General features: G+C 40.0%; 9 protein-coding genes and 1 riboswitch. Of the genes, 4 read left to right on the forward strand and 5 right to left on the reverse strand.

Going from position 1 to position 7,133, the window contains the following annotated elements:
- Positions 1 to 124: 124 nt before the first annotated feature.
- The 3 genes from lipA to IQ247_RS30620 all read left to right on the forward strand — a co-directional run bounded on the left by lipA (position 125) and on the right by IQ247_RS30620 (position 1,635).
- Positions 125 to 1,003 carry a lipoyl synthase gene (gene lipA, locus IQ247_RS30610; protein ID WP_193925789.1) on the forward strand — a complete coding sequence of 293 codons (879 nt, stop codon included), beginning with the start codon at positions 125 to 127 and terminating at the stop codon, positions 1,001 to 1,003.
- 69 nt (positions 1,004 to 1,072) lie between these two features.
- Positions 1,073 to 1,297, forward strand: coding sequence for a DUF433 domain-containing protein (locus tag IQ247_RS30615; RefSeq protein WP_193925790.1), 225 nt, complete (start codon positions 1,073 to 1,075; stop codon positions 1,295 to 1,297).
- Positions 1,294 to 1,635, forward strand: a complete 342-nt coding sequence (locus IQ247_RS30620; protein WP_193925791.1) for a DUF5615 family PIN-like protein — start codon at positions 1,294 to 1,296, stop codon at positions 1,633 to 1,635. The genes IQ247_RS30615 and IQ247_RS30620 overlap by 4 nt, the downstream gene beginning before the upstream one ends.
- A gap of 160 nt (positions 1,636 to 1,795) precedes the next feature.
- Here IQ247_RS30620 and IQ247_RS30625 read toward each other — a convergent pair whose 3' ends face one another.
- The 4 genes from IQ247_RS30625 to sipA all read right to left on the reverse strand — a co-directional run bounded on the left by IQ247_RS30625 (position 1,796) and on the right by sipA (position 5,022).
- Positions 1,796 to 2,920, reverse strand: a complete 1,125-nt coding sequence (locus tag IQ247_RS30625; protein WP_193925792.1) for a THUMP domain-containing class I SAM-dependent RNA methyltransferase — start codon at positions 2,918 to 2,920, stop codon at positions 1,796 to 1,798.
- 200 nt (positions 2,921 to 3,120) lie between these two features.
- Complete coding sequence (locus tag IQ247_RS30630) at positions 3,121 to 3,828, reverse strand: Crp/Fnr family transcriptional regulator (RefSeq protein WP_193925793.1); 708 nt, start codon at positions 3,826 to 3,828, stop codon at positions 3,121 to 3,123.
- A gap of 228 nt (positions 3,829 to 4,056) precedes the next feature.
- A complete protein-coding gene (locus tag IQ247_RS30635; protein ID WP_193925795.1) occupies positions 4,057 to 4,626 on the reverse strand; it encodes a peroxiredoxin in 570 nt (189 codons plus the stop codon).
- A gap of 156 nt (positions 4,627 to 4,782) precedes the next feature.
- Complete coding sequence (gene sipA, locus IQ247_RS30640) at positions 4,783 to 5,022, reverse strand: regulatory protein SipA (RefSeq protein ID WP_193925796.1); 240 nt, start codon at positions 5,020 to 5,022, stop codon at positions 4,783 to 4,785.
- 308 nt (positions 5,023 to 5,330) lie between these two features.
- On the opposite strand from sipA, the gene IQ247_RS30645 reads away from it, so the two are divergent.
- Positions 5,331 to 5,657 (forward strand): hypothetical protein, encoded by a 327-nt coding sequence (locus tag IQ247_RS30645; protein WP_193925797.1) that lies wholly within the window; start codon positions 5,331 to 5,333, stop codon positions 5,655 to 5,657.
- A gap of 127 nt (positions 5,658 to 5,784) precedes the next feature.
- On the opposite strand, the gene IQ247_RS30650 is transcribed toward IQ247_RS30645, so the two are convergent.
- Complete coding sequence (locus tag IQ247_RS30650) at positions 5,785 to 6,798, reverse strand: sirohydrochlorin chelatase (RefSeq protein WP_193925799.1); 1,014 nt, start codon at positions 6,796 to 6,798, stop codon at positions 5,785 to 5,787.
- A gap of 37 nt (positions 6,799 to 6,835) precedes the next feature.
- Positions 6,836 to 7,060: riboswitch (cobalamin riboswitch) on the reverse strand.
- Positions 7,061 to 7,133: the final 73 nt, after the last annotated feature.

Consider the following 7,133-nt stretch of genomic DNA (forward strand, 5'->3'; position numbering starts at 1 on the left):
GATGGGGGGATGGGGAGAAATAAGTCAGAACTGTCAACTGTCAACTGTCAACTGTCAACTAACTCCTAACTTTTAAATTGCGTTACCATAAATTTTGTATCTTAACAAGTGGGAAAGAGGGATTGTGACTGTAAAACCAGACTGGTTAAGGGTTAAGGCTCCTCAATGGGAACGTGTTGGCAATGTCAAGGAAACTTTACGGGATTTATCCCTAAATACTGTTTGTGAAGAAGCATCTTGTCCGAATATTGGTGAGTGTTTCAAGGCAGGTACTGCGACGTTTTTGATTATGGGGCCAGCTTGTACTCGCGCTTGTCCTTACTGCGATATTGATTTTGAGAAGAAACCCCAAGCTTTAGATCCTAGCGAACCCGCACGTCTCGCGGAAGCTGTACGTCGAATGAAGCTCAATCATGTGGTAATCACTTCTGTAAACCGCGATGATTTACCCGATGGTGGTGCTTCACAATTTGTTCGCTGTATTGAAGCGGTTCGGACTATTTCCCCCAAGACAACTATTGAAGTTTTAATCCCCGATTTGTGCGGAAATTGGGAAGCTTTGCAAATTATCCTCAAAGCACAACCGGAAGTTCTCAACCACAATACAGAAACGGTTCCCCGGTTGTATCGTCGTACTCGTCCCCAAGGTGATTATCAAAGAACGTTGGAATTGTTGAAACTATCGCGTCAAATGGCACCTTGGATTTACACTAAATCGGGTATTATGGTGGGTCTTGGGGAAACTGATGCAGAAATTCGCCAAGTTATGCAAGATTTACGCGGTGTTGATTGCGATATTTTAACGATTGGACAATATTTACAACCCAGTCAAAAGCATTTAAAAGTAGACGATTTTATTCATCCCGAACAATTTGCAGCATGGAGAAAATACGGTGAAGAAATCGGTTTTTTACAAGTTGTTTCTTCTCCATTGACAAGAAGTTCTTATCATGCTGAGCAAGTCAGAAAATTGATGGAAAGATATCCACGGGTGAAAAGTTAGGCATTCCGCAACACCGCACCACTTTTGTATGATAAGAGAATCTTAGCTTGAGGTATTATGAGGTATTAGATGAATAACTTATTAACTCGGATTACCCAAATACCTGATCAGTGCGGTGGTCGCCCTTGCATTCGAGGTATGAGAATTAGGGTAAGCGGTATTTTAGAAATGTTGGCAGAAAATGTTAGTACCGCTGAAATTTTGGAAGACTTTCCCGATTTGGAACCTGAAGATATCCAAGCTTGTCTGCTGTTTGCTGCACGACGCACTGATTTCTCTCGTTTGACTGCATGAAAATTTGGATTGATGCTCAGTTACCTCCAACCTTAGCAAATTGGCTCACTAATACCTTCAACTTAGAGGCTTCAGCACTGCGAGATATTGGATTAAGAGACTCAAAAGATACCGATATTTTTGAAGCAGCACGGACTGTTAACGCAGTCATCATGATAAAAGATAGTGACTTCGTTGACTTAGTATGTCGGCTAGGCACACCACCCCAAATTATTTGGCTAACTTGTGGCAATGTTACCAACCGTTATCTACGTGAACTTCTTATTGTCACACTACCCGATGCATTGGAAAGATTACGACAAGGGGAAATGATTGTAGAAATTAGTAGTACGAGTTAAACAAAACTTGGTCAGAGGTTGGTTATGTAAAGGCATTACAAAGCCCGTCTGTACCGGCGAACTTCTATATTGCGTAAGTCCTATTTTTATAAATCATTCCCCAAAACTCCGCGTTTCTTTGCGCTTACCTTTGCGTGCCTCTGCGTTAAAAATATGATTCCTAATACAATTCATACTTCATCAACTGACAGGGCAAAGTGCCGTTATATACCGCAATTCGTTCAGATGATTTCAGCCCAATTGATTGAGATAATTCCTTATTACCACTCAGTACAAATGCAGTCCAACCCTTGAAGCGCTCTTTAAGTACGTTGCCTAAAAGTTTGTAAAACGCCCCTAAATCCCTATCTCCCCCCAATCGTTCTCCATAAGGTGGATTGCAAAATAATACCCCGCTGTCTGCGGGTGCAACAACATCAGTAAGCTCCATCTGAGATAACCAAATATGATTATCAACACCGCAATTTGCTGCATTTGATTTTGCTTGCTCGATGACATCTGGATTATTATCGCTCCCCCAAATCGATGCAGGAAGTTTCTCTATTTGACTCGCTTGAGCTTCCGCAATCAATTTTTCCAATAAAGGTAAGTCAAAATTACTCCAGGTTTCAAATCCAAAGGATTCCCGAAACAAACCCGGTGCAATATTCAGCGCTTTTAAACAAGCTTCTATCGGTAAAGTTCCAGAGCCACAGAGTGGATCGTAGAACATTTGTTCTGGATGCCAACCAGAAAGTTGAATCAAAGCAGCCGCTAGAGATTCCTTGAGAGGTGCCGTTCCCACCGCAGGACGATAACCCCGACGGTGTAAACTACTACCAGAACTATCGAGGCTTAAAGTACAAAAGTAACCACGGATATGTACATTTATCCGTAAATCTGGGGAGAAAAGCTCAACATCAGAACGTTCGCCGAAATCTTGTTGTTGCTGGTCAACGATCGCGTTTTTGACTTGAAGGGCTGTAAAATGGGTGTGGTTGAGTTCTTCGTTTTTGCCTGTAGCGTTGACTGCTAGAGTCTGGTCTGGTGTGAGATAATTTTGCCAATCAATGCTTTGAATTCCGTTATAAAGCTCTTGTGGAGTTTTGCAAGGAAATTCCGAGAGCTTAACCAAAATTCGGAACGGTAATCTTGCCCAGAGATTAACCCGATAAAGCAAAGTGCGATCGCCCTCAAAACTCACACCGCAAAATCCAGGTTCTACCGAACTCGCGCCCAATTGCTCTAACTCTTGAGCCGCTAATTCTTCCAATCCACGAGCAACCGTTGCAAAATACTGATTCATATATTGAATAAGGAACAGGGAATAGGGAATAGGGAATAGGGAATAGGGAGTAGGGAATATAGCAAATTTCAGTTGAGTCCAATACACTAAAACCTCACCCCCTTCCCCTCTCCTGTCAGGAGGAGAGGGGTGCCCGGAGGGCGGGGTGAGGTAAAATTTGTATTCCACTCAAGTGAAAACCGCTATATTTACAGCCATAATTACTGTGTATCTTTACTGACTAATTCTAATCTATCCCAATCTTTGACTATAATTGTTCCACCTCTTTGATAAGTTACTATTTGCTTGAGTTTTTTGAACAAACGCACGCATTCTTCATAGGTAATACCAATACTGCGGGCAATTTGATAGTAAGTTAGTTTAACATTTAAGCAATCTCCTTGGATTTGTGGATGAGTGCCATCGCGATCGCGATAATATTGAATTAATCTGACTAAACGCACCATTGCTCGTTCGGAAATCAGTCCGTGTACTGTATTGTGGAGTTGTTGCAGTCTTTGATTAAATACGAATAGTATTTTTAAACTAATTTCTGGCGATTCAGAGATTACTTTTAATAAAACTTCGCGTTCAATGGTTAATACTTCTGATTTTAATTGACAGATTACCGTTGCAGGGGAAATCCCATTACCAAAAATAGCTGGTGCAGCAAAAAGTTCTCCTGCTGGAATAAGACGTACTACTGTTTCTTTTCCATTAACAGCAGTCTTTTTAATTTCTAATTTTCCTGCGATTAAAGCATGAAGTTGTTGAGGAAGATCATCACCTTCGTGCATAATTATTTCATCCTGTTGATATTCCCGAACATAACTATAGGGAACAAGACTTTCTAGTTGTGTTGTTGCTAAATCTTGAAAGATAGAAATTTGTTTTAATTGAGCAATTGACGAGCAACCTTTAACAATCATTGTCTGGGAAATAATTTTAGTTTAATTATTGAAAAATAATATTTTAGCGATTGATAAAAAAGATTAAATCCAAAATAAATCAGGCTTCGAGGCTAAAAACTCAATTACTCCTATCCCTTTATAATACCGTTTTTGTATGAATATGCACTTAATTAGGGGTTGCTGAAAAAGACGTTGCACTGCAACGTCTCATGATGTTTTGATTTGTATGGAATAAATATTTTGTAATTAAGAAGAAATAGTTTGCTGTAAATCCTTAAGTCGTGCCATTACCTCTTGAGAATGAACGATTGGATTAACTTTTACAAAAGTTTCTCGCAAAATACCATCAGGATCAATAATAAAACTGTGACGCATGGAAATAAAGCTCATCCAAGAACCGTAAGCTTTACTTACTGCACCAGTTGTATCTGCTAATAACGGAAATTTTAAACCTTCAGAATCGCAAAATTCGGCGTGAGAATCTATATCATCAGCACTGACACCGATAATTTCGGTATTTTGTTCTAAATATTTGGGCAAATCTTCTTGAAAACGACGCGCTTCGATAGTGCAACCGGGTGTAAAATCCTTGGGATAAAAATAAAGTACTACCCATTTACCGCGATAATCGGAAAGGGCAATTTCTCCATCCCCAGTGTTAGTGGGTAAAGTAAATTCTGGTGCAGGTTGATTGACTGAGGGAAGCGTACCACCCATTGCATTGGCAACAGGAGTAAAATTCAACCATCCCAAAAATACAAAGCAACTGGCAAATAATATATTTAAAAAATTGCGAAAAAAATTGCGGCGGTTCATTTTTGTGCAGAGTACGAATAACTACTTTAAATAAGTTTACAATTACTCGTACAGCAGTTGCACTTATATTTGGTCATTTAGCTTTAAGAAGTCGGGTTTTAGAGCTTAAATATTCGTAAAACAAGATAAGAATTATAAAAACCCAACTTCTCACCTTCAGGATTCTGGCTGAGCATGAGTTTCAATGGATTCTATATACTGACTATCCAAGAGAAACGAGCCATTAGCAAAGCGGACACCCCAGTATCCTCCGGGACGGCGGTCAATAACTATACCTTCTTCTCCTATATGAATTATATCGGGAGGGCGCAGCATCGGCATGGGTTCAGCAGTTTTGATATAAGGTGGTAGCGCTACAACACGGACTTTACTACCAATAGCGAATTCTTGAGACATAGTAGGGAATAGGGAATAGTGAATAGGGAATTTATTACTTAACGTGAGTACTCAGACAACCTTTATAAAAACCCGACTTCTATGATTGTCATCGAACTCACGTTTACTTAACAGTAATAGTTTAAATCTAATACTTTAGCTTGAAAATAGGGAGTAATAATTCTGCTCCCTTTGTTGAGTTTATTCTCAAAAATATTTTGACCTATAACCCTTGTCAAACGAGCTTTTGAGTCCGAGTATGCTTTCAAAATTCACCTTGGGGTTTTATAGTACGGAGAAAGCAGTAAAACAATAATATTATTTTGTTTATGATTTTTGATAGCTTACATCTTGTTTACGGATTGCTGGTTATTATTTTAATTTTCGGTGGAATAATTGCCTTTTTACGTTTTCTGTTTGCGACAATTTATGCTACTGGAAATTCCCAAGATACAGTGCTTTTAAATTTAATGGAACAAGCAGGTATTCCTAACTGGCAAATTTTACAGCAAAAATCTGGTGTCAGTAGTACTGTGATTTGGCTGTTGCGCGACGGACAAGGTGATTCAGTTAAACTATGTGAATTAGCGGATGTTGCGAAGGCTCTTTTATTACCTTTACCAGTTTTTTTAGAAAAGCTGGATTTGGTTAAGTGAAAAGAATCAGCTATCGCCAGATGAAGAGAGCGGGGTAGAAGCTGTAGTTAATTTTGGCATTGGTGATTTCAGATTGTTTGAGACGTAGCAGTGCTACGTCTCTACAATTCTGGTCTTAAATCACTTCCTACGGTGCTTGCCAGATTTTTTGATGGTATTTATCGATATCTGCGTAGGGGTCTACGGGTGGGTGTGAATGGTCGTGGTGGTGATGATGGTGGTCGTGAGAATGTCCGTGTCCGTGATTATCCGATACAGCGGCAGTGCGGAATTTACACATTTCACAATTCATCTTCACTTCTCCGAGTTGGGTTTCGATTTCTCGCTCTCGCAGTATCGTCAATAATTCTGGTTGCAAACCGATTTCTGGTAAAGCAGTAATGGAAATATCTGGGTATTGCTCTTGCTGTTGGGCTGTAATGTTGAAGATTTTTTTCACCAATGTACCCATAAACAAAAAGTATGGTAATACAATGATGCGTTTCGGTTGATATAAGCGAGCGCGTTGAAAGCCTTCTTCTAATCTGGGGTGGGTAATGCCGATAAAACAAGTTTCAACGGTAGAATAACCGCTACCTTCCCAAAGAATTCGAGCTAATTTAAATATATCGCCATTTGCGTCGGGGTCACTTGAACCTCTACCGACAAACAAAAGCACTGTATCTTGACGAGAAATTTGTTGGGGATTGTGTTCGGGTTTATCAAGTTCGGCAAGGCGATCGCGCCACAGTTCGATTAGTAGGGGTGTAATTCCGAAGTGTCTTCCGTAGTGAAATTTTAATTGAGGATATCTAACTCTAGCGCGGTCTAATTCGTTGGTAACGTCAAATTTATTATGTCGTGCAGCAAACAGTAAAATTGGTAATGCGGAAAGTTCCGTGTAACCGTTTTTTACACATTCATCCACACCTTCTTGAATTGTGGGACCAGTTAATTCCAAAAAACAAGGTAATACTGGACGAGAATTATCTAAAGCTTGGTAAGCGCTAGCAAAATCTAACAAAGCCTGCTTTCCTTGTTCGTCTCTGGTACCATGTCCAATCATCAACAAAGGACGCTTCATTGGTAAAGGAGGTAATTGCAGTTTTTGCAGATTCGGATATTGCAGTTGCTTCAAATTTGAGTTATCGATAATTTGCATTGTTTTATTTGCCCCTTCCCTGTGCGACGCAGGAAATAAAGTGAGCGAATAACAGATAGGTCTTCTGGCTTAGATAATTAAGAGTGAGGAGTTAGGAGTGAGGAGTTAGGAATGAGGAGTTAAAAGTGTTGCCGCAGCCTACCACTTATCACCCACATTTACAACTCATAACTCATAATTCATAACTCATAACTTCTTTACAGTTGCGGCACAGCCCCGGAATTGCACCGGAGTTTCCCTAATCTGTTACAGTTCACGTTTGCTCAGTTATCTTAGCGGAATTTGTGGCATTTGCGAAATGCAGGGGAAGGGGATAAAGGGAAAGGGAGATGGGG

The organism is Plectonema cf. radiosum LEGE 06105 (genome assembly GCF_015207665.1).
Taxonomy (GTDB): domain Bacteria; phylum Cyanobacteriota; class Cyanobacteriia; order Cyanobacteriales; family Nostocaceae; genus Rivularia; species Rivularia radiosa_A.